This is a genomic window from Vibrio harveyi, from assembly GCF_030060435.1.
GTDB lineage: Bacteria > Pseudomonadota > Gammaproteobacteria > Enterobacterales > Vibrionaceae > Vibrio > Vibrio harveyi.
Map to the genome: position 1 here is coordinate 1,359,086 of NZ_CP125876.1, position 22,793 is coordinate 1,381,878.

A 22,793-nucleotide genomic window follows, 5' to 3' on the forward strand; every position below is an offset into this window, starting at 1 on the left:
CATGCTTTGGCTCTCACTTATCCTCTTTGCGTTCGTACTGCTTTTGGTCAGAGACTCAAAGGTCAAAAAGGTCGATCAGTTTTTCAACATTGAAGAAGCTGAAGCGGAAAACTTCAATGCTATCAACGTAAAATCACTGGTACGAAAACAAAGTTGGCAAAAGTTCAAAGAGTCTATTTCTCCAACACTAAAAGTACTTGGACCACGTTCATCGCTGTATATCGCTTTGTATATCACGGCGAGTCTCATCGCCTCTTGGTACGTCGTGGTTAAGCTGTTGTTGATGACGAATACCGGGTTGATCGTAGGCTTGTCTTTGGTGTTTACCATTATGGGTTACCGCTACCTAGTGACAAGAAGGCGACGTGATTTTGAAAACACTTTCCCTGATGCGCTAAACATTCTGATGAGTGCGGTAACCGCGGGTGACAGCTTAATGCAAGCCATCAGTTATGTTGGCGAGGTGATGGATAACTCGATTGGGCGCGAGTTTAAACTGATGGGGGACCGACTTAAGTTGGGTGAGTCACCGGAAGTGGTACTTCAACGTTCGTGTAAAAACTACCCTTACCCAGAGTTTCTGTTTTTCACTGTAACCCTTAGAGCAAATATTGCGCGAGGTGGTCAGCTGAAAGGCGTACTAGCAAGACTTATTCGAGTTTTGGTGGACGCAAGAACCCTAGAGAAAAAGAAGATGGCCATGACGTCTGAAGCGCGAATTTCTGCCAAGATTGTTGCGGCAATTCCGTTGATTTTCATGATCATTCTTAACTATGTAAACCCTGACAACGTCAATTTCGTCTTGTATGACCCTTCTGGTCGTATCGTGTTGTTTTATGTACTTGGCAGTGAGTTATTTGGCTTGTTCATTGTTTGGTTGTTAGTCAGAGGAGTACGCGCATGATGCTATTGATTGCCCTTATAGTACTGTTTGTTTCGTTGCTTTTCTTGATTTTCGATTCGCTTCGTACAGAACAACGACGCAAAAAAGTCGCCCTTTATATTGGCGGTGATGCTGTACGTGCGCCTTCCCGTGTTAACCGCTTTTTTGTTCGTTTCGGTAAAGAGCATCGACATGAGCTGGAACAAAAACTCATCGAGGCCGGCTATTACAACACAGAGTGGGCGAAGTTCTACTTCCCTGCCAAATTAGCGGTGCTCGTGGTTGTTACAGGATTGGTGTTGTTGTCGGATATGACAGCAAATAATCAGCTAATCATCATTATTTTTACGCTTATTGCTGTGATTGTCTTGCCGGATACTTTGCTTCAAATGCGACGCAAAATGTTGATCTTTAAGACATCATCTCAGTTACCGTACTTGCTGGACATGATGTCAGTTTGCGTGCAAACCGGTATGACGATTGAGGCGGCATTGGTTTATCTGGGCAAAGAGTTGGCTGAGTTTGACTCTGACCTTTGTTATCAAATTAAACGCACCTCAGATTCGGCAAAAATCCACGGGCTAGAAAAAGCGCTAAATGACCTCAGTGATCGTATTCCAACGCCGCCAATACGAAGCTTCGTGCTGACTATCATTCAAAACTTGCAATACGGTACATCAGTGGCTCAGGTGTTGAGCGATCTCGCTGAAGACATGCGAAAAGTGCAAATCCTGACCGTTGAGGAAAAGGTAGGCAAACTCTCCGCTAAGATGAGTGTCCCGCTGATCCTCTTCATCATGTTCCCGATCGTTATTCTGATTCTCGCACCGGGAATCATGCAAATGACATTAAATATTTAGGAGAGTAACCAGTGATTGGAAAACGCATTTCTCTCGCTTTGTTAGCGCTGGGCGTGTTGGCAGGTTGTCAATCGACACCTTCGCAACAGAGTCAGCTACAAGATGACGTCGCGAGCATGGAAAAAGTGAAAAACTACGATGGCTTAATCTCTTACTACAAATCTCAGTTAGAGCAGGGTTCGCAAGATCCAGAAGTGAAAGAAAAGCTGGCATGGGCGTATTTCCATAAAGGGGATATCGAGTCGGCAAACTTTTATGTTCAGCATTTGCAAAAAGAGGGGGTAGAGAGCCCTGACTTGTACCAGTTAGAAGGGCAAGTGTTTGATGCAAAAAATGACACTGATAGCGCGGTAGAAGCGTATTTATCTTCCATTAAAACGGGTAATGAATCGGGACAAATCCATGTATTACTGGGTGTGTCGTACGCCAAGTTAGGTAAATACGAAGATGCCTACCAAGAGCTGAACAATGCACGTTTGCGTGGTTATGATGATGTCGCGATCAAGAACAACATCGCGATGATTCATATGGCAAATGGTGAATACGAGCAAGCCATCGAAACACTGATGCCAGTACTAAAAGATAACCCGGAAAATAAAGTAGTGAAGGCGAACCTAGCGATTGCCCTTATGAAAGCGCAGCAGATGGATGCGGCGAAGAAACTACTCAAAGGTGATTTTTCGGATCAAGAGCTCCACAGTATCGCCGTCGAATTAACTCAATATAGGAGTTAATGATGAAATTGCTTTCTAAACAAAAAGGGGTAACGGCGATCGAGTTCGTAATGGGCGCGCTCGTTTTGTTCTTTGCCACTTTTGCCATCTTTGAGTCGAGTTACCAAATCTATGTTGTGAACATGACGGAATATTCTCTTCGAGAAACTATACGAAACACCAAGATTTACGAGGGCAAAGGCATAAATCAGCAGTACGAGGACAAGTTTAAATCTCTGATCGAAGCTGATGGTAACTTGTGGCATTTCTTAATCGATAGCTCGCGATTTTCTATCAAAGGTCGTTACTACAAAACCTATGATGACTTCATTGCGAATAGAGGATATTCGGATGAGGGCTTGAACTTCAACTACAACTTAGCGGAGATAACGGTCACTTATCGTTACTCTCCGATCATAAAACTTGCCGGTGCAGCAGATCGAGATATCTCAAGCACAATGGTACTGAACTTAGAGCATGAGGGGTGGAAAGATGACGCTCCGTAAACAAGGTGTATGTTCTCCAAAACGCCAAAAAGGCTCATTTATGGTTGAGCTTGTGTTTATTCTTACTGCGTTATGGGGTGTTTACCTTTTTGCCGCGGATTTGAGCTATCAGTTGCTTTTGCGAGCCAAGCTTGATCGTTCTAGCTTTGCGTTGGTGAACGTAATCAAAGAGCGTTCGCGTTACTTTGAGGGCGACGTGTTAGGTGGAAAAAATCTAGCGGTAACCAATGCCGATTTAGAAGACTTATCCAAAGTCGCGAGTCGAATGCTCGGCACGCCCCCAAACGATGTGGCTATCAAAATCGAGTCATTGACCAATAAAGTGAATGTGGCGGTATTTACCAGCAGTAAATACAACAGACTAAATTGCAAAACGGATTCAATACTCGCACACGCAGATTTGGCTCCGGTGGAAAAGGGCGTGGTGTATCCATTGTACCGCGTCAGCCTTTGTGAGGAGCAAAGCTCTTGGTTCAAGCCGTTCTTTAATGGCGGTACCGGCACAACCGTGAAAGTTGGCTCTTCTTCAATAATGCCAGGGAGATAGTGAAATGAGAATGCAGCAATATCAGCATCGAAGTCTCCAACAACAAAAGGGCGTCGCTGCTGTATGGATGGGCTTGTTGCTCGTGCCTATTATGGGCGTCACTTTTTGGGCTGTTGAGGGCACCCGTTATGTACAGGAGTCGAGCCGATTAAGGGATTCTGCGGAAGCTGCGGCAATGGCCGTAACGATTGAAGACCAACCGGGTGCAGCCCGTGCGCTGGCAACGAAGTATGTCGAAAACTATGTGAGAGACATCAAGTCAACCAACCTTTCTGCTCAACGTTTTTATCAAGCGGAAGACAAGGATACTGGTGCTCTTGAGTATATCCAATACACAGTGAACGCCAGAACAACGCATGACTCTTGGTTTGCAAGCAGCTTTATCCCATCGTTTGATAAGCAGCAGGAATTAGCTGGACGATCGCTGGCAAGAAAGTACCCTGCTTATCTTGGGGATAACAACATTGATATCGTTTTCGTCTCGGACTTTTCTGGCTCGATGAATGATAAGTGGGGCTCAAGTCGGAGCAAAAAAATTGACGATTTGAAAACCGCGATCGATCAGATATCAAACAAGATTCTTTGTAAAAAAATCCGTCAAGACTTCGTCGACGGAGAGTGGAAAGACGTTTGTGATGAGCCTGGAGAAGACACCACCGGGGACAAACTGCTTAACCGAGTTGGTTTTGTGCCGTTTAACGTTCGCACCAGAGAAATTGTGGCAGGCAATAGAGCCAATGCGACAAGCCAACTAAGTTACAAGAACGGGTACAAGGCTTATTTGTCACCTTATAGTTACAACGATATCGATTGGGACTACTGGCGCACGTATTCGGCAAGCGAAGTGTACAATTGTGCTTATCGGCAGTCGTACTGCCAAAGTCCTCGGTCAGAGAATCAGAATTATGCCAAACGTATTCGTGATGTTCTCGAAGCAGATCGCTACGCCGTAGCTGATGTCTACAACTATGTTGATTTACCGACTTCGGTATCGACCATGTTTACTGATAAATCAGGATTAAAGCCTAATTTCTATGGTGTGAGCGGCACCCGACTGTTTAATGCTCATGGTTCTTCAAATTCATCGCAGTTTTATAACATTCAATTATCGAACAAACTTTCAGATTTGGACTCGATTAAGTCGATGTGGGCAGACGGTGGTACCGCAGCGTTTCAAGGCATATTAAGAGGGTCTCAGGTTCTTCATGATGGAGACCCAAACAGTACCGATGAAGAAGAGCAGCAAGCTTACAACAAGAAAATCAAGATGTTGCTGATTTTGAGTGACGGGCAGGAAAGCCCTAACAACGGCATTCTGAAGGGGCTAGTAGACAACGGTATGTGTGACAAAGCCAGAGCAGAGATTCCGGGCTTATACATCGGTGTTATTGGTATCGATTTCCGTGCATCTCAACAAAGTGGTTTTCAAGACTGTGTTGTTAATCCAAGTGAAGACATCATTGATGTATCTAACTTAGATGAATTGATTGAAAAGATAGAAGAACTCATCCGCAAAGGCTCAAAAACAAGCGGAATAACTAAGTTGTACTAGAGGAAAATATGAAAAAGTTAGTCATTGGTGCATTCGCTATCTCGACGTTGCCGTTTAGCCTGATAGTTAAGGCAGAAGAGGGGATTAGCGTTTATTGCGACAATACCTTCAGCGAGTACCAACATAGTATCAAAGTGGATGACGTTGTCGGAATTGCTCAACATCGACAGGGCTTTTTACAAATAGAGCAGAAGTCTAACAATGGTGAGCTCAAACAGGCATTGGCAGGTAAATCAAAGTTAGGGTTGGATCAAACAGGCTGTACGACATGGATTAGCAATCAAAATAACAATCATCAAGGTGATGGCTTGGTTGCGCGTCTGCATTTTGGTTTTGATAAATCCAACTTAACACCAATGGGCAGCAAAGCTCTGAATCAACTCGCAGGTTCGCTTAAAAATAGCGATAGTGCTATTGCGGTAGATGGTCATACCGACAGCAAGGGCTCTGAAGGCTATAACCAATCGTTAGGCTTGCAACGTGCGTTGACAACGTCTAACGGTTTGATTGCGCAAGGCGTGGATAAAAGCCGTATTGTCGTTCGTTCATTTGGTGAAACTCAGCCGATTGCGTCGAATTCAACCGCTGAGGGGCGAGCACAAAACAGACGCTCAGAAATATGGGCTTCTAAGAATGATCAGGCAAAACCAGATCAAATAAAACCAGACGAAGTAAAGCCAACGGAATAGGTTTTAATCGTAGAGCGTTCACCTTGCCTAAAACGCAAGGTGAAGCATTAACAACAATGGTGTCGTGGTGGGTCAATTTGGAGTGGCAGTGGGTAAATCTAAAACAATAATAGCCATTATGGTGGGGGTAGCGTGGAGTGGTATGACCGCTGCCTCAGAGCTCATTAACTTTAACGAGCAAGATACATTAAACAGCATTAATACTGCTTACGACCAGCAGTACAGTGCGCTGAGAATTGATGAAAACATCTCGCACTACAATAAATTGAATGCTGAAATAGAGTCCACCAAGATCAAATTGGCGACCAATGTCGAGATGATCAAATCTGACTCTAATCGCTTGAAAGACAAGTTGGTTGATGGTGTATATGACGAATCCTTAATTCTGACTTTGCGCAATATGTCTGCCAAAGTGAATTCAATGAAAAAGGAAATTGAAACCGCAGGGAAGTTGTTGGTCGAAACTAAGCAGCAATTGTCACAAGACCAACAAGAGGCAAGTCAAATTGAGCGGGTGAAGAATGACGCACTCCTTGCTCTGTACGAAAAGATAAAAGCGCGTCATTTGAATGAATCAAAACGTGTGATAAACGATACTTATTCTGGTCAATTGCAGTGTAACGTTGCGGAAAGTTTATCAACGTGCGTAAACCGAAATCTCCCTTCTATCAAGAACGCTTTTGTATTAAGCAAAGGTGGTTTATCTCGAATCAAACTCACGAGCTTTAAAGTCGTGGATGCAAACCAAAAATTAAACGGCGACCTTTCTTTCACTGCGGACGCAAGTTACAAGCACAATTACAGTGCGAATACAGAGGTTGAACTGAGACAAGCACTTGATCTCGATAACGTGCGCTTTGTGTTCCGTTCAAACTCACCACAAACGGTTTTTTACATCAATGACCAGGAAGTCGGCTCTGGCGAGCGAGTGGATGTAACGGGCAACTATGTGGGTATCTATAGTGTGCGAGCCGTGAACAATCATAAAACTCAGTCGCTTAAGCTAAATCTTAAAAATGGTGGCGACTACTTCTTCCCGTTTGCGAGCAAAGCCAGTGCTCCGAAGGCGGTTCCTACACGTTTAGCGGTAGAAGACAAGACTGATGCGAACAGTGAAAAGGCTCAACCTAAAGATACAGTAAGATTCTCTGAGAGTTTGTTACCACCTAAAGTCGTCGCTGAGCTGGAGTCTGCAGAAGAGCCCGATCTTCAGCGTTACACCAATAAGGTACTGTACAAAGATGAAGCCTTTACTTATCTATTGCCAAGATTCAGAGGTAACAAAAAGTCTCATGACATCTTCTTAAGTCAGGCTGACGCACAGAAATATTGTGAGCGTCTATCGTCTCGTTTGCCAAACAAAGCCGCTTATGAATACTTGCGCCTCTATACCTATCTATCTCCGGGAGATTACTGGACGAAAGATGGCAAAGTGTATTCATCGGAGAAGCATGAAGAATTGGATCAAGCATTTGATACAAATAAGTTCATTTGTATGGTGAACATGAACTAAGACATCGTTCCCCCCTTTAAATCTTATTAGTATACCCAAGTGACTTCAAGATGCAGGATTCAGAGCGTTGTCATTGATTCGAGAGCAAGGAAAACAACGCGGTGTAATAGCTAGCTCTTTCCAAGTTGTTTGACGCAGCAATCGGGTCAATGACACGCTCCCAAAGGGCGAGCTGCCTTGGCTTGTATACTTTGTTGTCGATTCTTGATTTAGACCCACTAAACCTTTAAATCGCCGCCGCGCCTACAAACCAAGTCAGTCTCGCTGAACCTAGCATCTCGAGGTTACTTGGGTATAAACAAGCACATTTAAGAGCCGCATTTCGCGGCTCTTTTTGTTCCTATTACTGGAAACTTCCTGAATTCGACTGACGCAACAACGTTGGGCGTTATCGACTTTCTCTGTATTGCAGTGAAATTTTGTTACTGATGATCCTGTCTTTAACCATAGCCTCTAGTTATTTCTGTTCATCAATATGGATCGAAAAATCATCTCGTAGAGGCCTTGAATGACGAGTGAATAGCAATGGGACAGAGAATATGAGTGAAGTGGCAACGTTAGAAGCTTGGCTGTATCAAGGCAATGTGCCTTTGTCGATGCTATTTCTCGGAGTCGTATTGTTGTCATACTTACTTGAAGATTTGGCTATCGTTACTGCCGCTACTTTAGCGGTAGAGCAAGTGATGCCAACACCTCTTGCGTTATTGGCGATTTTTACAGGTATCGCCACAGGAGACATAGGGCTTTATTGGCTGGGGAAATTGGCACAAAAGGTACGTTTTTTCCGCTATCGCTTGCTTCGATATCAACGTGCTAGGCGCGTGCGACGCACACTTCATCATAAAGCTTTCATTACGTTATTCATTGTTCGGTTTATTCCCGGATTAAGAACCGTAGGATTTACGCTTAGCGGATTTTTAGATGTGCCCAAAATGAAGTTTCTCATCGCCGTGTTAAGCGCGACGAGTTTATGGACTGCGTTGATTTTTGGCTCTTTCTTCCAACTAGGCAGCATGCAATGGCTTCAACAACATCAAATAAACACTTTGTTGATTCCGATTGGATTGGTCGTGATGTTGCTGCTCAACAAACTGATTTCAAAAACATTGTTAAGGAACACATATGGTGCAACTCGCCCACGTTGAAATGATCCCAAACGGAATGGTTAATGCCGGTATGCCCATTCTTCAAGAACCAAAGCGAGTAGTCTCTCCGTTTGAGTTTTTACCAGCTTGGTTTTTTTATACACCCGTGGTGATTCAAAGCGCGGTCCTCAGCGCTATCCACCGAGATTGGGCATTACCTTTGATTGCAAACCCTTCAATCAAGTTAAGCGGTATGGTGGGGGAGTCCAAGCATGACATTTTCGCTTCTTCAGGAGACAAAACTAAGCAGTGGATATTGCCTTTTATCACATTAACTAAGACGCATGAACAGCTTGAAACTGCTTTAGAAGACGCAACACAGCAGCTAAAACGATCGAGTTTAGAGTATCCATTGGTGGCGAAACCTGATCTTGGTTGCCGTGGTGCTGGCGTGAAGTTATTGCGTTCGGATGAACAGCTAAGAAGCTACATTAAAACGTTTCCCGTTGATGGACGTTTCCTGTTACAGAAGAAATCAGAGTACAGCGCTGAAGCTGGGGTATTTTACGTCAGGCAGCCAGGCGAAACCCGAGGGAAAATCATCTCACTGACATTAAAATATTCCCCTCGAGTGATTGGTGATGGGCAGTCTACGCTTAAGCAGCTTATCGAGAAGTGTCCAAGGGCTGGTAAATTACAGCACCTTTATTTACCAAGGCACAGTGAGCAATTAGAAGTGATCGTCGCGAAAGGTGAAGAATTTCAACTAGCCTTTGCAGGAAGCCATTCACGTGGTGCCATTTTTCGCGATGGTAACCGATTCATTACGCAAGAGCTGGAAAAGAAGCTCGATCAAGTGCTAGGGGATTTTAATGGATTCCACTACGGGCGATTGGATATCAAGTTTAAAGATATTCATGCTCTAATGAATGGTGAACATTTTGATATCTTAGAGATTAATGGTGCGAGCAGTGAAGCGGCACATATCTGGGATAGCGATACACCACTAACTCATATCTTCGCCACATTGCTAAAGCAGTACCGATTACTGTATCAAATCGGATCAAAGCAGAAGCTGCGAGGGCATCAAACGCCGACACTGGGTGCTCTCATTCAAGCATGGCGAGAAGAGAAAGTCCTGACGCAGCTGTACCCGATGACAGACTAAAAGCATTGATCTATACCCAAGTATCTTGAGGTTATTTGGGTATGGATACCCCAACAACGGGTGATGAATGGGGACATCTGTTATTCAACTTCACGCCGTAAAACAGTTATTCAGTACTTTTCTTATTTAATTTTTAATTCTTTGTAATTTTTATCTCATTTGTCCTGTCTTTTTATTAGTACCAAATAAATCACGCAGTGAATATGCCTTCTTAGTGAGGGCAATACCTCGATAGAACGTATTTCCGAATAAGGAATTTAATGATGAGAAAATTATTCGCATTACTGATGGTATTAATCAGCTTCTCTTCTTTTGCGGAAGATGAAATTTATACCGGATTTTTTAGTAATAAGGCATTAAGCGGTTATGACACGGTCTCCTATTTTACAGAAGGTCAGCCTGTGAAAGGAAACAGTAACTGGAAAACTGAATACAAAGGGGCAGACTGGTATTTTTCTTCTCAAGATAATTTAAATAAATTTATAGAAAATCCAGAAGCTTATGCGCCACAGTATGGTGGCTATTGTGCATGGGCGGTATCCGCTAAAAATGATTTTGCCCCTGCAGATCCTAAACAATGGGCAATTGTTGATGGCAAGCTGTATCTAAATTACGACGCAGAAGTGAAGCAGTGGTGGGATGATGACCGCGCAGGACATATTGCTGCAGCCGATAAAAACTGGCCAACATTGATTCAGCAGTAATAAGACTCAGAAATAATAAGGTTCATCTCATGACATTTATTCCAAAGAAACATATACCTTCGATTTTTATTGCTTTCGTTTTTATTCAATCATTATTTTTTAAGTTTACTGGTTCATATGATACCGATCATATTTTTGGCACGTTAGGAGAATGGTCAGGGATTCATTGGTTTGGTGTTTATGGCGGGTATTTAATTGGGATTGCTGAGTTAATTGCAGCCATTTTACTGTTTACTCGTTTCCATGGTGTTGGTTCAACAATGGCCGTTGGGATTATGACAGGAGCCATTTTATTCCACTTGTTTACGCCGCTAGGTGTTGTCATGCCTGAATTTAGCGCTACGGGCGAAGTGATAGGTAATGATGGTGGATTGCTATTTGGTATGGCTTGCCTTGTTTGGCTATCCGCTATTTTCTTAACCATTCGCGATATTAGAGCTCAGGGCTCTTTTACAAACACCTTGCTAATGAAAGGAGCCTAATATGGTTGAAAGTCCTTTCCGGTTATCAAGAAAAACGCCATTTGGAATAGGTGAGTCTGTTGTCGAGTGGGCTACTGGGCTTTCCAAGTTAGATTCCTTGTACAAGCAAGAACCGTTGCCTGAAGATAGTCATTCATTTATGCATGAAGCGCTTGCTCGAATTGGTACTCAATATCGAGTTCAACATGGCAGCTTAGAGAATATTCCCAGTGATGGCTCGGTTTTGGTTGTTGCTAACCATCCGTTTGGTGGAATTGAAGGGATCATTTTAGCTTCCTTGATTTCCCAAGTGCGCAAGGATGTCAAAGTGCTTGCTAACGAACTGTTAAAGCGAATTCCTGAGCTGGATGAATTGTTTATTGGTGTTGATGTGTTTGGTGGTGAAAAGGCAAAGCAAACCAATCGACGAGCAATTAAAGCGGCGAACCAACATCTCAAAGAAGGTGGGGTGTTGATTATCTTCCCTGCTGGAGAAGTCTCTTCTTGGCAAGCCAGTGAAAATAAAATCACTGATAAAACATGGAGCCACTCAGTAGCAAAATTTGTTAAGCATGCTCAAGCGACGACAGTGCCTTTGTTTATTAGTGGTATGAACAGCAAATTATTTTATCAAGCTGGGAGAATTCATCCGCTTCTTAGAACGGCACTGCTGGGACGAGAACTTCTCAATAAGTCGGGTGAGATCATTTCTGTTTCAATCGGCAATCCAATCCCTTATCGCGAGATACAAGGGTTTGAAAATGATGAAGATATTACCCAGTACTTCCGTTTGAACACCTATTTAATGGGAAGTATGGACAGTCGCAAGGAGCTCACTCAACAAACTCTTCATGCAGAACCAATAATTGCGCCTATTCTTACAGAGACTTTAGAAAATGAACTTCTGGATCTGTCTGAGTTTAAATTATTAGAGCAGGCTGATTTTGAAGTGTACTGTGCGCCTACACCAAAAATGCCGCAAATGATGCGTGAGATTGGGCGCGTACGAGAAGAAAGCTTTAGAGATGTTGGAGAAGGCAGCGGCTTGAGCTGTGATGTCGACCTCTTTGATCCCAACTACCATCAGCTCTTTGTTTGGCATAAAACCAACCGAGAACTTGTGGGTGCTTATCGTTTAGGTCTGGTTGATGAGCTGATTGAACAAGGCGGAATTCATGCCCTCTATTCAACCAGTTTGTTCAAATATGATGAGGCGTTTATCAAAACTCTAGGTTGCTCGATTGAGCTGGGGCGCTCGGTGGTTGCGAAGCAATACCAACGCAACATGCATTCATTACTTTTATTGTGGAAGGGCATTGCGTCTTTTGTTCAGCGCAACCCAAAGTACACCCATCTCTTTGGTCCCGTAAGCATCAGCAACGATTATAGCCCAGTGGCAAGGCAGCTCATCGCCTCCGTTATGTCGGTTCATTATTACGATAATGACAAAGCCAAATTGGTTTCGCCAACAACGCCTTTAGAGAGAAACGATCAAGAATTTTGGCGACCGGATATGTTGAGCTCACTCTCTCAGTTGCCTTTGTTATCCAAAGTGCTCAGTCGTCTTGAACGTGGTATGGGAATTCCGGTGCTTCTCAAACAGTACCTGAGCATGAATGGCAAGTTAGTCTGCTTTAATGTCGACCCAGCGTTTAACTTTACGCTAGATGGCTTGATTGTCGTGGATCTGACTTCGGTGCCGGAGAAAAAGCTTGGTAAATACATGGGTTACGACAATGCCGTGAAGTATCAGTTAGCCCATAAGAAAATGGATTTAAGTGAATAGCTATCTATAGGAGTAAGAAATACGATGCCTTTTATCAAATTAGCCAATTATCGTGATGAGCTGACAGCTCAACTCGAAAATATCGCCCATCAGTTTCAACTGCATTCCTTATTGATTATGGAATCTAAGCCGGATCAAATGGTGGTGTTTGCGGCGAATGAGCAACCTATTTACCACGTTGGTGATGCTGGTCCTAAAAGTAATCAACAAGGCTGTCATGAGCTGTACTGCGAACGCGTCGTTGATACTGCACAGCCGTTGCTGGTGGCGGATGCAAGTATGGATGAAGAGTGGAAGGGCAATGAAGACTTAGTGAAATTTGGTCTCGGTGTGTATTACGGTGTGCCAATCACCTTTAAAGGTGAAGTTATTGGGACGGTGTGCGCACTGAATAATGAGCCTTTCGATTTCGCGAAAGGTACGCCTAGTGCGATTGATCAAATCCATCAACTTCAACTCAACGTAGAGCAGCATCTCCAAGCCACTCACTGATTACTGTGAACTAAAGAAACTCTGACAATTCTTGGTCAGAGTTTCTTTGTTTGTCTCCTTCCTTAGCATCTAACACTTCTACTCCAGCATTTTTTCTGGTTGTTGTTGATTCACTGCTTAGACCAAGAATGTGCACTTGTCGTGAAATGGCAATTCTATTTCTCAACCGCTCGATATGATGCACCTGTATTGAGACAACTGACTCGGAGATAGAAACCATGAGTATCGTAATTAAAAATGCAAACGTGTTTAACGGTGTGGATGAGCAACTTCTGAAGAACGTGGACCTTCTGATTGAAAACAACTTAATCACACAAATCGGGAAAGTGGATGACTCGAATGCTGAGCAAATCATCGATGCAGAAGGCAAAACGGTGATGCCAGGCTTGATTGATGCGCACGTACACATCACGCTTTCAGCAGGCTTTAATGAGTTAGATGGTATGACGAGAGAAGAGATTGCGATTCGTTCTGCGAGAATTTCTGAAGAGATGTTGATGCGTGGCTTTACGACCATTCGCGATGTTGCTGGCAACACACTGGGCTTGAAAAACAGCATCGATAAAGGTTACGCCAAAGGTCCTCGAATTTTGCCTTGTATGGCGGCGATTTCGCAAACTTGTGGTCACTCAGACTACCGCCAAAACCAAGCGCAAGAACGTCTAGCGAGCGGCCATGAAGACTCGCCACTGATGAAGACGGGCGCGTTTAAAGTCGCGGATGGTCGTGCTGAAGTATTAAAAGCTGTTCGTGAGCAACTGTTCATGGGTGCTTCCCAAATCAAGGTGATGGCAGGTGGCGGTGCATCCTCTACCTTCGACCCGCTGGATACGTTGCAATACACGTTAGATGAAATGAAAGCAGCGGTGGAAGCGGCAAGCGACTATGGTACCTATGTCGCGGCTCATATTCACACAGCACCAGCGATGAAACGTGCAGCAGAAGCAGGGGTAATGTCCTTTGAGCACGCTACTATTATGGACGATGAAATCGCTCAAATTGTAAAAGAGAAAGGCATTTGGCTTGTTCCGTCATACTTCACGTCATCACTGATTGCGGAGCGTAAGATCCCGCTGCCAAACGAAGAGACTTACCGCAAGACAGAACGCGTTGGTAAGGCAATGTTTAAGTCTGCTGAGCTTATCAAGAAATACGATATTCAAAACCTAGCGTTTGGTACTGACTGTGTCGGTAAAGCAAACGTTCATGAAAGTCAGATGCAAGAGCTTGGTGCGATTGAAAAAACGTTCGACACCATCACTGCACTGCGCATGGCAACTTCAAACTGTGGCCGTTTGTTTGAATTGTCGACTTACAAACACCCTTATCAAGAAGGCAAATTAGGTCAAATTGTGGAAGGTGCGTATGCAGATTTACTTATCGTCGACGGAAATCCACTTGAGGGAGTTGATTGTGTAATGAAAGACGAAACTAAGAAAGTCATCATGAAAGATGGCGTGGTTTATAAGAACACATTGTAAAAACATTATCCTGTTAATCAAAGGCGCTCATCGAGCGCCTTTTTTGCGTCTTGGGATTAGAGTGTATGTCACTTTTCAAAAACCTTCTCGGCTAATCTATTGTTGGCTTCATCCATTTGGTTCTTACTGCCAACATCTACTCGTGTTAAACCATCGTGCCCATTTTAAACTCATCCGTATTGGCTATCGAGAGCAACTTAATGTTCTTCTAGCATTGAGTTTAGTTATGTTCTACCACGGGATTGTCGAAGGGAGAACACCTTAAATTAAGCGGGTATAGGAGAAGACAAAGGCAGAGATTTCATCTCTTAGAGTGAAATCGTTACTGGCTGGTTATTAGATGGCGTGCGTAAAGAAAAAAGATAGGGGAAAGAGAAGGAGATGTCCCAAGCGTCTCAAGGCTACTTGGGTAAAGCATAAAAGGGCTGATGAAATACAAACAAGGCAAACAAAAAACCGCGCCTTAAATAAGGCGCGGTTCGGACTAAAAAGGTTTTGGTGAAAGGGCTTGTAGGGCTTACTTCATCACATAACGATAGGTTTTGATTACCAACCAGCCAAAGGCTTTGCTAAAAATTTTTACGGCTTTAAAAGTAACTTTACCAATCGTTACCATCAATTCGCCAGCAACAGTAAGGCACGTGTGTAAATCAGTTTGTTTGAACTCTGCGTAAGTCATGTTGGTCTCTCATTTTTAAGTGGGGGACTCCTGTCGCTCAATGCATACCCTGTAGCGACATAGTAGGAATAAGTGAGATTAGGGACTTACCATTTGGCGCCACCTCGCACGTAAAGATAGAAAATGAGTATTGCTTGGAATGGTTATAAATAACCAAGGTGAATTTATGATGAGTGGATTACAGATACAAAAAAGCCACCACTAAACAGTGATGGCTTTGTCGGACACTTGATCGACTAATATTTTACGAACAACATTTTTCTTAAGCTGTTACAGCGAGATTTATCTAACGGGTCACCAAGGTATTCGCCATCTTCGGCGGCTTTCTTCATTACTAAGGCTCTTGCTCGGTCACCGCTGTCTAGGTCTTGATACTCTTCCAGTGTTTTCAGCTTCAACAAACGGTATTTCGATTTGTCTTTGCCAGAGGCGACGTGGTCGTAGCAATAACTCATTGCTCCTGCATTCGCACCGATCTTGCTGGCGTCTGTAATCGCGTAAGCGTTAAAGCCAATTGTGCTCGTCAATAAGATTAAAAGGGCATTGCGTGCTTTCATTTCTGTTTCCTAATTCAAATAAGTTGACGAATAAGGTAGGGAGAAATGGATAACAAAAATTGCCATTAAGCGACATTTGCGAACAATCAATCACTTTGTCTGTTTTGTCAGAGCGAGGTTAGCGATAAACCAGTGGCGCGAATTGGTAAATTTCTATTCTCCGAATTGAATAACCTCTGCTCATTGAATTATTCGGAGCATACGTCATGAATGCGAGACAATTTACTAACGACAATAAACGGAAGTTGCTGCCCATTGTTTATCTGTTGACGATAACCGGCTGGGGTATTTACACACTTACGTATGATTACAGTTGGCAGGCACTGATGCTTTTTGCCATCGGGTTATTGATGGTTATTCGTAATTATTATCTTGAGAGCGAACGAATTGATGAAAAGATTGCCAGTATTGCTGCTCACTCAGTCATTGGTGTGGTGATTCTTGATCAATATTTGCGAGTAGACTACGTCAACAAAAGTTTCTTGAGGCTGACGGGGTACACAAGTGAACAATTAAATGGTGAAAATCTAAAGCAGTTTGGCTTTCGTTCATTAAATGAAGCACTTACTAAGTTGGGCGCTAAAGCGAATTGGAAAGACGAGATCAAAGTGACCAATCGTTTTGGAGACCACTTAACGTTAGATGTGCACATCACACATTATAAAGTGGGGGTAGGTACGCGAGATCGTTATGTCGTGAGTTTTCGAGATGTTAGTCATCGTGCTCGACTAGAGAGCAAATTAAAGAGCTTAGCAGAAAAAGATCCTTTAACGGCGTGCTGGAACCGTCGTCGTTTTGACGAAGAATTAGCTCGCTACGCAAACATCGCCGGTCGATATGGGTTTTCTAATGCCACCTTAGCCATCATAGATATTGACCATTTCAAACAAATCAACGACCAGCACGGTCATGATGTGGGCGATGCCGTACTCAAAGACCTCGCTAGATTGATGAAGTCGGAGTGTCGTGAAACTGATATTGTTGCACGTGTTGGGGGAGAAGAGTTTGCCATCATTATGCCTGAGACCAATACTCGAAACGCGTTTGAAGCGATTTACCGTCTGAAAGAAATCATTCAGTCGAAAAGTGTATTGGGCATCACGGTCAGTGGTGGCATTACGGTAATCAATCGTTCGGTTGAGCAAACCTATCGTCGAGCAGACAAGGCTTTGTACCAAGCCAAAACTTTAGGACGAAATCGTGTTTGTGGCGCGAAAGGTGAACCGCTAAGCAAGCACGTTTCTGAGATGGAAGCGCTGATTGCTACTAGTTCTCGATAGTCGACTTCCTAAAGCATACATTAGATTAAGAGCCGCACATCGCGGCTCCTTTTATTGCTGAAGCATTGTTAATTATCTAGGTTTACGAGTGGCTTGCTGATCAGTTCCACTTTTTGACCCTGTTGGATTTTAGCGACTTCGGTGAGTGCTTGTTTGACTTCATTTTGGTTTCTAAGTACTGAGTAGGTTAGATCAAAGTATTTGCTTTCACCTGCTCGTATGGTTGGAACTAAGCCTAATGGGCGTTGGTACTTCGTGTTGTAGGCGTAACTGGTTCCGGGCTCAATGCCAGTCACATAACCCTGTTTGTATGTATCGGTATTTTTCCATAGTGTCAGTACAGGCAGTTGCTCTACGTTATAACTGAGCGCCACACCTTTATCGCTTTTTTTGTTGTGAAGCACCGCTAAACTTTGTCCGGAATCGTCACCTATTGGCTTCAAGTTAAATACCATTTCATCATAGCCTTTTGTTGGTCCTTGATAGGTTTGCCAACTATCTAAGCCCGCCTTTGCGTAGTTGTTGAATGGAGAGACTTCCTTGACTGCTGCGGAAAACTTCGCCCCTTTTTCAAGAATAGGTCTACCAAAGTTAGAGTGGTAAATAATCTGGTACTCGTCATCGTAGTCAGACATGTTGGTTAACTTATCGTGTAGAGAGAATGAGTTGCTACTTGGCAGTATTGATAACTCTGTATGAGTCACCAGTTCTGCTTTTTTGAAAGTGCGTTCTGAAACGGTACCTTGCACCCTAATTCTGTGTGGGGGATTATCATCAATGATCACTTTTACTGTAGAAGCGGGTGTATTTTGGACTCGACCATGCAGGCTTAGAAGCTGACCGTTATCATCAACGCCCGGGTGACCTGTCCATTCATACCCACAACGTACAAGCATTTCATTGAACCCATCGAGCCAGCCAAGACCATTGCGACTTTCCAGCTCGATGAATGCTGGGTTTACGATCTCTTTGACAGGTGAGTCCCAGCCAAGAATTCGCTCTCCATCCATTTTGACATCAAAGATGCCCATCCCACGAGTTGGGATAAGGGTAACTTCCAAAATGCCGTTGTCTATGACGAGAACATCAACACCAAATTGTTTTCCACCGTGCAAACGTTTTTTTTCAATGCTGAAGGGCAAGTCTGGATTAAAGCCGAGGGAGCGACTAGTCATTTTCCAATCTCCAACGTCTTGATTTAAAGCAGAATTAGTTAGAACAAATTCTGCTGAAGAAACAGGTAGGGTAGTGAGTCCGAGTAGCATAGCGGTACAAGCGATGTACGAATTTTTCATCCTTTATTCCTTATTTATTTTTCAAATCTAAGTATTGCTGAATCGATTCAGCATTATTATATAAATTGCGCTATTTTTGAGCAAAGTAGGCTGATATGAGTTGTGATCAATATGCTCATTAGAGGGTTTTTTAATGATCTTTTTGATTGCTGAATCAAATTCAGCAGAAATATCGGGCGCGAAAATGAAAGTCGTTTTGCTGAAGCTCGCTCTTAGTTAACTAAATAGGGGCGTCAAACGACTCGGAGACACCTAGCTATTCCGGTTCGTTGTTTTCCTTGCTGTACTGGGCGATTTTAATTGACACGAAACGTTTACATTTTGTTGCTGTAGATTCGCGGTGGTGAAGTGGTATGCCATTCCTTGGTCAATTAATAAACTTAAAAATAAAATGTGTATAAAATATTTGAGCTCATTGTATTTGTCTTTGTTTGTACTTTTGATAAGAACGGGGTTTTCATGAGTCTTTGCATCTATAACTTGCGCTATAAATGCTCTAACTATTGATTTTAGTGGTTTTTGTGTTTCTGTTTTTACGTGTTAAATCTTCATAAACTCTATCTTTTCTCAAGTTTTAATAATGATTGTTGTCGAAATAATTCAGGTGCCCCTGTCGTTTTTTCTAGATAATTAGTTTGAGTTCGAACTAAATTTGAGGCATTTTATATTTAACTAACCGTTCAATTAAAAATAACAAGGATGCAAAATGCCCAAGGTTGGGATGCCTGAAATCAGAAAACCGCAGCTGGTCAAAGCGACGATGTCGGTTATCGACAGAGTTGGTTTACACGCCGCGAGTATCTCGTTGATCAGCAAAGAAGCAGGGGTATCAACGGGGATCATTAATCACTATTTCGGTGGAAAGCACGGTCTGTTAGAAGAGACCATGCGTGAGATCCTGCGCCAGCTTTCTGCCACCATCAAAGAGAACTTAAGCCAGCTGCCAGCTGATGCGCATCATCAACGTATTAATGCCATCATCGACGGCAACTTTGTGGGTTTCCAAGCCGAGAACCAAGTGGCAAAAACTTGGTTGGCATTCTGGTCGTACTCTATGCATGACGCACAGCTCAAACGTCTGCAACGAGTGAATGAACGACGTCTCCTTTCTCACCTAAAAAAAGAATTAAAAGCTTTGCTGGATAACGACCAAGCAGAGCTAGTAGCGCATGGTATTGCGTCACTGATTGATGGCATTTGGCTGCGCGGAACGCTCAACCCGCAAGGCATCGATGCCGAGAAAGCGCGCGTCATCATCAACGACTATCTCGATAAACAGCTCACGTTCTACTCAAAACTAAAATAAAGAGTCAAACCTTCAAATGGATATGAAAGCACACTACATCGATGGTGCCATGCACCTAGGATGCTCAGAAGAACACTTCACCACATACAATCCAGCCAATGGTGAACCGCTTGCAAATGTGAAGCAGGCTAACCAGCAAGACATGCAAGCAGCAATTGAATCTGCCAAACGTGGTTTTGCGATTTGGTCTGCCATGACGGCGACAGAACGAAGCCGCATTTTGCTTAAAGCGGTGGCGCTACTTCGTGAAAGAAACGACGAACTGGCGGCATTAGAAGTCGCGGATACGGGCAAACCGATTCAAGAAGCGAATTGCGTAGACATTGCAACGGGCGCAGATGTGATCGAGTACTACGCAGGTCTTGCGCCTAGCATGCATGGTGAACAGCAACCGCTGAATGAATCACAGTTTTTCTACACTCGCCGCGAGCCTCTTGGCGTTTGTGCGGGTATTGGTGCATGGAACTACCCAATTCAAATCGCGATGTGGAAGTCTGCCCCTGCGCTCGCTGCGGGTAATGCGATGATCTTTAAGCCATCAGAAGAAACTCCGTTAACCGCACTCAAACTGGCAGAAATCTACAGCGAAGCAGGGTTGCCAGATGGCGTGTTCAACGTTATTCAAGGTGATTACCGAGTAGGGCAAATGCTCACCGCACATCCAGACATCGCTAAAGTCTCTTTCACGGGTGAATCGGGTACGGGCAAAGTCGTGATGGGTGACAGCGCCGCGACGCTGAAGCAAGTCACAATGGAGCTTGGCGGTAAATCACCAATGATCATTTTTGATGATGCCAAGCTAGACGACGCGGTTTCTGCTGCAATGGTCGCGAACTTCTACACCCAAGGTGAGGTGTGTACGCACGGTACTCGCGTGTTCGTTCATGAAGGTATTTATGATGAGTTTGTCGCTCAACTTAAGAAGCGTACTGAACTGCTGGTGGTTGGCGATCCGCTTGATGAGCAAACCCAAATTGGCGCGCTAATTTCCAAAGAGCACGAATCAAAAGTCCTTTCCGCAATTGAACAAGCGAAAGCAAGCAAAGCAACGCTATTAACCGGCGGCTACAAAGTCACAGAAAACGGCTTGGCGAGTGGCAATTTTGTTGTGCCAACGGTTTTCACTGATTGCGAAGACGACATGCCGCACGTGCAGCAAGAGATCTTTGGTCCCGTAATGTCAGTGCTTAAGTTCAGTGATGAAGACGAAGTGATTGCTCGTGCCAACAACACCGATTACGGACTTGCAGCTGGCGTGTTCACACAAAACCTCTCTCGTGCACACCGCGTCATTCACCAAATCCAAGCCGGTATTTGTTGGATTAACACCTGGGGCGACTCTCCCGCTGAAATGCCCGTTGGCGGTTACAAACTGTCTGGCATTGGACGTGAAAACGGCGTGGAAACCCTTAAGCATTACACCCAAACCAAGAGCGTGTTAGTGCATTTGGGTGATTTCGACAGCCCTTACGCCTAATCAGTCAGGAGGATTTGTAATGCAACAACGCTACGATTACATCATCGTTGGTGCTGGCTCGGCAGGTTGTGTTTTGGCGGATCGCTTGAGTGAAAGCGGTCAGCACCAAGTCTTACTGCTGGAAGCGGGTGGCTCAGACAAGAGCATCTTCATTCAAATGCCAACGGCGCTGTCTTACCCAATGAACACCGAAAAGTACGCATGGCAGTTCGAAACTGTTGCGGAAGATGGACTAGACGGACGCCAACTGCATTGTCCACGCGGCAAAGTTTTGGGCGGTAGCTCTTCGATCAACGGCATGGTTTATGTTCGTGGTCATGCTTGTGACTTTGACGAATGGGAAGCAGAAGGCGCGAAAGGCTGGAACTACCAAGCTTGTCTGCCGTACTTCCGTAAAGCGGAAACATGGACAGGTGGCGCAGACGAATACCGTGGCGATAGCGGTCCGGTAGGGACATGCAACGGCAACGATATGAAGCTGAATCCACTTTACCAAGCGTTTATCGAAGCGGGTAAAGATGCAGGCTACCCAGAAACGCAAGACTACAACGGCTATCAGCAAGAGGGCTTCGGTCCGATGCACATGACGGTAGACAAAGGTGTGCGCGCTTCTACCTCTAACGCTTACTTAAGCCGTGCAAAAAAGCGCAGTAATTTCACCTTGATGAAAGGCGTGACCGCTCATCGCATTTTGCTTGAAGGTAAGAAAGCGGTCGGCATTGAGTTCGAGCAATCTGGCAAAATCAAACAGTGCCTTGCCAACAAAGAGGTTGTGTCGAGCGCAGGTTCCATCGGCTCGGTACAACTGCTGCAACTTTCGGGTATTGGTCCTAAGACTGTGCTTGAAAAAGCGGGTATTGAAGTGAAACACGCTCTAGAAGGCGTGGGTAAGAACTTGCAAGACCACCTTGAAGTGTACTTCCAGTATCACTGTAAACAGCCGATTACTCTCAACAGCAAGTTAGGTTTGATCAGCAAAGGTTTGATTGGTACGGAGTGGATTCTGACGCGCAAAGGTCTGGGCGCAACCAACCACTTTGAATCGTGTGCGTTCATCCGCTCTCGTGAAGGATTGAAATCGCCAAACATTCAATATCACTTCCTACCAGCAGCAATGCGTTATGACGGACGCGCGGCATTTGATGGTCACGGCTTCCAAGTGCATGTTGGTCCAAACAAGCCTGAGAGTCGCGGCAGTGTCGAAGTGGTTTCTGCTAACCCAAATGACAAGCCAAAAATCGAGTTCAACTACATCTCGACGGAACAAGATAAGCAGGATTGGCGAGACTGTATTCGTCTAACGCGTGAAATCCTCAATCAACCTGCAATGGATGCGTTCCGTGGGGAAGAGATCCAGCCCGGTCTTAACATCACCAGCGATGAAGCGATTGATGAATGGGTCAAGCAAAATGTGGAAAGTGCTTACCACCCATCGTGTAGCTGCAAAATGGGCGCAGACGATGACCCAATGGCAGTTCTGAATGAAGCCTGCCAAGTGCGCGGCATTGAAGGCTTGCGTGTGGTGGATTCATCCATCTTCCCAACCATTCCGAATGGCAACTTAAACGCACCAACCATCATGGTCGCAGAGCGTGCTGCGGACATGATCTTGGGGAACGTACTCGAACAATCGAATAACACTCCGGTTTGGATTGCTCCGAACTGGCAAGAGACGCAAAGAATGCGTCCGCCGAAAAGAGACTTAAGCTCGATCTCTTCTATCACTTAATAACTCAAAGAAAAGTCAGTAATCATTACA

The 22,793-nt window shown here is 44.3% G+C and carries 22 protein-coding genes; 19 read left to right on the forward strand and 3 right to left on the reverse strand.

Annotated elements, in window-relative coordinates; all coding sequences use genetic code 11:
* The first annotated feature begins 1 nt into the window (after position 1).
* From QMY49_RS22640 to QMY49_RS22710, 15 genes are all read left to right on the forward strand, one after another.
* A complete protein-coding gene (locus tag QMY49_RS22640; RefSeq protein WP_005452326.1) occupies positions 2-904 on the forward strand; it encodes a type II secretion system F family protein in 903 nt (300 codons plus the stop codon).
* Positions 901-1,743 carry a type II secretion system F family protein gene (locus tag QMY49_RS22645; RefSeq protein WP_005452324.1) on the forward strand — a complete coding sequence of 281 codons (843 nt, stop codon included), beginning with the start codon at positions 901-903 and terminating at the stop codon, positions 1,741-1,743. The genes QMY49_RS22640 and QMY49_RS22645 overlap by 4 nt, the downstream gene beginning before the upstream one ends.
* Positions 1,744-1,754: 11 nt before the next feature.
* Positions 1,755-2,477 carry a tetratricopeptide repeat protein gene (locus QMY49_RS22650; protein ID WP_283314498.1) on the forward strand — a complete coding sequence of 241 codons (723 nt, stop codon included), beginning with the start codon at positions 1,755-1,757 and terminating at the stop codon, positions 2,475-2,477.
* 2 nt (positions 2,478-2,479) lie between these two features.
* Complete coding sequence (locus QMY49_RS22655) at positions 2,480-2,962, forward strand: TadE/TadG family type IV pilus assembly protein (RefSeq protein WP_009697305.1); 483 nt, start codon at positions 2,480-2,482, stop codon at positions 2,960-2,962.
* Positions 2,949-3,509, forward strand: a complete 561-nt coding sequence (gene tadF / locus QMY49_RS22660) for a tight adherence pilus pseudopilin TadF (RefSeq protein ID WP_009700149.1) — start codon at positions 2,949-2,951, stop codon at positions 3,507-3,509. Before QMY49_RS22655 ends, tadF begins: the two co-directional genes overlap by 14 nt.
* A 4-nt stretch (positions 3,510-3,513) precedes the next feature.
* Complete coding sequence (locus QMY49_RS22665; protein ID WP_020480879.1) at positions 3,514-5,061, forward strand: TadE/TadG family type IV pilus assembly protein; 1,548 nt, start codon at positions 3,514-3,516, stop codon at positions 5,059-5,061.
* An 8-nt stretch (positions 5,062-5,069) separates the two neighbouring features.
* The gene (locus QMY49_RS22670; protein ID WP_005452313.1) at positions 5,070-5,750 is read left to right on the forward strand and encodes an OmpA family protein; all 681 of its coding nucleotides are present in this window, start codon (positions 5,070-5,072) and stop codon (positions 5,748-5,750) included.
* Between the two features lie 118 nt (positions 5,751-5,868).
* The gene (locus QMY49_RS22675; protein ID WP_202987171.1) at positions 5,869-7,263 is read left to right on the forward strand and encodes a hypothetical protein; all 1,395 of its coding nucleotides are present in this window, start codon (positions 5,869-5,871) and stop codon (positions 7,261-7,263) included.
* Between the two features lie 539 nt (positions 7,264-7,802).
* Positions 7,803-8,408 (forward strand): DedA family protein, encoded by a 606-nt coding sequence (locus QMY49_RS22680; protein ID WP_050923349.1) that lies wholly within the window; start codon positions 7,803-7,805, stop codon positions 8,406-8,408.
* On the forward strand, positions 8,386-9,516 hold the full coding sequence (locus QMY49_RS22685; RefSeq protein ID WP_050924362.1) for an ATP-grasp domain-containing protein: 1,131 nt from the start codon (positions 8,386-8,388) through the stop codon (positions 9,514-9,516). Before QMY49_RS22680 ends, QMY49_RS22685 begins: the two co-directional genes overlap by 23 nt.
* Positions 9,517-9,779: 263 nt before the next feature.
* Positions 9,780-10,220: a YHS domain-containing (seleno)protein gene (locus tag QMY49_RS22690; protein ID WP_005452306.1), complete on the forward strand. Its 441-nt coding sequence runs from the start codon at positions 9,780-9,782 to the stop codon at positions 10,218-10,220.
* A 29-nt stretch (positions 10,221-10,249) separates the two neighbouring features.
* Positions 10,250-10,702, forward strand: coding sequence for a hypothetical protein (locus QMY49_RS22695; protein WP_283314503.1), 453 nt, complete (start codon positions 10,250-10,252; stop codon positions 10,700-10,702).
* A gap of 1 nt (position 10,703) precedes the next feature.
* Entirely contained in the window at positions 10,704-12,467 is a 1,764-nt protein-coding gene (locus tag QMY49_RS22700) for a bifunctional lysophospholipid acyltransferase family protein/GNAT family N-acetyltransferase (RefSeq protein ID WP_050907111.1), read from the forward strand.
* 24 nt (positions 12,468-12,491) lie between these two features.
* Entirely contained in the window at positions 12,492-12,959 is a 468-nt protein-coding gene (locus QMY49_RS22705) for a GAF domain-containing protein (protein WP_005452302.1), read from the forward strand.
* Positions 12,960-13,177: 218 nt separating this feature from the next.
* Positions 13,178-14,440, forward strand: a complete 1,263-nt coding sequence (locus QMY49_RS22710) for a metal-dependent hydrolase family protein (protein WP_005452300.1) — start codon at positions 13,178-13,180, stop codon at positions 14,438-14,440.
* 517 nt (positions 14,441-14,957) lie between these two features.
* Here QMY49_RS22710 and QMY49_RS22715 read toward each other — a convergent pair.
* Complete coding sequence (locus QMY49_RS22715) at positions 14,958-15,119, reverse strand: hypothetical protein (protein WP_170922471.1); 162 nt, start codon at positions 15,117-15,119, stop codon at positions 14,958-14,960.
* Between the two features lie 236 nt (positions 15,120-15,355).
* The gene (locus QMY49_RS22720) at positions 15,356-15,676 is read right to left on the reverse strand and encodes a hypothetical protein (RefSeq protein WP_005452298.1); all 321 of its coding nucleotides are present in this window, start codon (positions 15,674-15,676) and stop codon (positions 15,356-15,358) included.
* Positions 15,677-15,882: 206 nt separating this feature from the next.
* On the opposite strand from QMY49_RS22720, the gene QMY49_RS22725 reads away from it, so the two are divergent.
* The gene (locus QMY49_RS22725; RefSeq protein ID WP_283314507.1) at positions 15,883-16,956 is read left to right on the forward strand and encodes a sensor domain-containing diguanylate cyclase; all 1,074 of its coding nucleotides are present in this window, start codon (positions 15,883-15,885) and stop codon (positions 16,954-16,956) included.
* A 68-nt stretch (positions 16,957-17,024) separates the two neighbouring features.
* On the opposite strand, the gene QMY49_RS22730 is transcribed toward QMY49_RS22725, so the two are convergent.
* The gene (locus QMY49_RS22730) at positions 17,025-18,251 is read right to left on the reverse strand and encodes an aldose 1-epimerase family protein (protein ID WP_283314508.1); all 1,227 of its coding nucleotides are present in this window, start codon (positions 18,249-18,251) and stop codon (positions 17,025-17,027) included.
* Positions 18,252-18,957: 706 nt separating this feature from the next.
* Here QMY49_RS22730 and betI point away from each other — a divergent pair.
* The 3 genes from betI to betA are packed head-to-tail and all read left to right on the forward strand — an operon-like array spanning position 18,958 to position 22,763.
* On the forward strand, positions 18,958-19,557 hold the full coding sequence (gene betI / locus QMY49_RS22735) for a transcriptional regulator BetI (protein WP_005530538.1): 600 nt from the start codon (positions 18,958-18,960) through the stop codon (positions 19,555-19,557).
* 16 nt (positions 19,558-19,573) lie between these two features.
* Positions 19,574-21,034: a betaine-aldehyde dehydrogenase gene (gene betB / locus QMY49_RS22740; RefSeq protein WP_283314514.1), complete on the forward strand. Its 1,461-nt coding sequence runs from the start codon at positions 19,574-19,576 to the stop codon at positions 21,032-21,034.
* Between the two features lie 19 nt (positions 21,035-21,053).
* Complete coding sequence (betA, locus tag QMY49_RS22745) at positions 21,054-22,763, forward strand: choline dehydrogenase (RefSeq protein ID WP_283314515.1); 1,710 nt, start codon at positions 21,054-21,056, stop codon at positions 22,761-22,763.
* The last annotated feature ends 30 nt before the right edge of the window (positions 22,764-22,793 follow it).

Coding starts and splice junctions, on each gene's coding strand:
- QMY49_RS22700 (WP_050907111.1), top strand. CDS start 10,704: ATGGTTGAAAGTCCTTTCCGGTTATCAAGAAAAACGCCATTTGGAATA.
- QMY49_RS22720 (WP_005452298.1), bottom strand. CDS start 15,676: ATGAAAGCACGCAATGCCCTTTTAATCTTATTGACGAGCACAATTGGC.
- tadF (WP_009700149.1), top strand. CDS start 2,949: ATGACGCTCCGTAAACAAGGTGTATGTTCTCCAAAACGCCAAAAAGGC.
- QMY49_RS22695 (WP_283314503.1), top strand. CDS start 10,250: ATGACATTTATTCCAAAGAAACATATACCTTCGATTTTTATTGCTTTC.
- betB (WP_283314514.1), top strand. CDS start 19,574: ATGGATATGAAAGCACACTACATCGATGGTGCCATGCACCTAGGATGC.
- QMY49_RS22710 (WP_005452300.1), top strand. CDS start 13,178: ATGAGTATCGTAATTAAAAATGCAAACGTGTTTAACGGTGTGGATGAG.
- QMY49_RS22685 (WP_050924362.1), top strand. CDS start 8,386: ATGGTGCAACTCGCCCACGTTGAAATGATCCCAAACGGAATGGTTAAT.
- QMY49_RS22730 (WP_283314508.1), bottom strand. CDS start 18,251: ATGAAAAATTCGTACATCGCTTGTACCGCTATGCTACTCGGACTCACT.
- QMY49_RS22655 (WP_009697305.1), top strand. CDS start 2,480: ATGAAATTGCTTTCTAAACAAAAAGGGGTAACGGCGATCGAGTTCGTA.
- QMY49_RS22645 (WP_005452324.1), top strand. CDS start 901: ATGATGCTATTGATTGCCCTTATAGTACTGTTTGTTTCGTTGCTTTTC.
- QMY49_RS22680 (WP_050923349.1), top strand. CDS start 7,803: ATGAGTGAAGTGGCAACGTTAGAAGCTTGGCTGTATCAAGGCAATGTG.
- QMY49_RS22665 (WP_020480879.1), top strand. CDS start 3,514: ATGAGAATGCAGCAATATCAGCATCGAAGTCTCCAACAACAAAAGGGC.
- QMY49_RS22715 (WP_170922471.1), bottom strand. CDS start 15,119: ATGACTTACGCAGAGTTCAAACAAACTGATTTACACACGTGCCTTACT.
- QMY49_RS22640 (WP_005452326.1), top strand. CDS start 2: ATGCTTTGGCTCTCACTTATCCTCTTTGCGTTCGTACTGCTTTTGGTC.
- QMY49_RS22705 (WP_005452302.1), top strand. CDS start 12,492: ATGCCTTTTATCAAATTAGCCAATTATCGTGATGAGCTGACAGCTCAA.
- QMY49_RS22725 (WP_283314507.1), top strand. CDS start 15,883: ATGAATGCGAGACAATTTACTAACGACAATAAACGGAAGTTGCTGCCC.
- betA (WP_283314515.1), top strand. CDS start 21,054: ATGCAACAACGCTACGATTACATCATCGTTGGTGCTGGCTCGGCAGGT.
- QMY49_RS22675 (WP_202987171.1), top strand. CDS start 5,869: ATGGTGGGGGTAGCGTGGAGTGGTATGACCGCTGCCTCAGAGCTCATT.
- QMY49_RS22670 (WP_005452313.1), top strand. CDS start 5,070: ATGAAAAAGTTAGTCATTGGTGCATTCGCTATCTCGACGTTGCCGTTT.
- QMY49_RS22690 (WP_005452306.1), top strand. CDS start 9,780: ATGAGAAAATTATTCGCATTACTGATGGTATTAATCAGCTTCTCTTCT.
- betI (WP_005530538.1), top strand. CDS start 18,958: ATGCCCAAGGTTGGGATGCCTGAAATCAGAAAACCGCAGCTGGTCAAA.